Genomic DNA, 905 nt, shown 5'->3' with positions numbered 1-905 from the left:
TCCCGGCGGGGCGCGAACGCGCCAGGAGCAGAGCTGCCGTGGGGCGAGCGTGCCGGGAAGGCCCCCGAGCCTCGCGAGTCGTGAGCTTGCCGGGAGCAGAGCCCCGGTGGAGCGTGAGCGGGCCGGAGGCGGAGCCCCGGTGAGGCGCGAGCGCGCTGGAAGGGCACCCGAGCCCCGCGGGCGTGAGTGCGCGGGTAGCGACAAAAGCCCTGGTGGGGGCGTGAACACGCCGGGAGCAGAGCTCCCGGGGGCGCGAGCGCGCCGGAACCTGGGCTCCCGTGAAGCACGAGTGTGCCGGAAGGGGCCCGGAGCCCCGCGAGGCGCCGGCGTGCCGGGCGGGAACCCGAGTTCCGCGTCGCGCCGGTGGCCGGCCGGTGTCAGTTGCGGGCCGGTGTCGGTGGCCTCGTGTTCCACTCCGCTATCACCGGGGAGCCGTGCTCCAGGGACAGGCGGCTCAGGGTGCCCGTCTCCAGCCGGAAGAGACGGCCGTGGGACGGGGGAAGGCCCAGGCGGCGGGCGGTGAGGACCCGCAGCAGGTGACCGTGGGCGACCAGCATCACGTCCCCCTGCTCCAATGCCCCGGCGATCCGGGCCAGGACCCGGTCGGCGCGGGCGCCCACCTGCTCCGGCGACTCGCCGGGGAACTCCTCGCCGGGCGGCACCCCGTCGGTCCACAGGTCCCAGCCGGGCCGGGTGGTGTGGATGTCGGCGGTGGTCACGCCCTCGTACGCGCCGTAGTCCCACTCGCGCAGGTCCGGTTCCGGCTCGGCCCCGGTGAGGCCCGCCAGTTCGGCGGTGCGTCGGGCGCGGGCCAGCGGGCTGGTGAGAACGAGCGCGAAGGCGCGGTCGGCGAGCAGCGGGGCCAGGGACTTGGCCTGGTCCTCGCCGGTCGCCGTCAGCGGCAG

1 protein-coding gene is annotated in these 905 nt (G+C 76.5%); it reads right to left on the bottom strand.

Annotated elements, in window-relative coordinates; translation table 11 throughout:
• Positions 1-377: 377 nt before the first annotated feature.
• Positions 378-905, bottom strand: a 528-nt coding sequence (locus CCN29_RS33585; protein WP_086686266.1) for a histidine phosphatase family protein, incomplete at its 5' end; no start/stop codon positions are given.

This window comes from Streptomyces pseudogriseolus (assembly GCA_002154585.1).
Taxonomy (GTDB): Bacteria; Actinomycetota; Actinomycetes; order Streptomycetales; family Streptomycetaceae; genus Streptomyces; species Streptomyces pseudogriseolus.
Note: the sequence above shows the minus strand (reverse complement) of the source record. Positions and strands in the feature narration are given on the sequence as shown.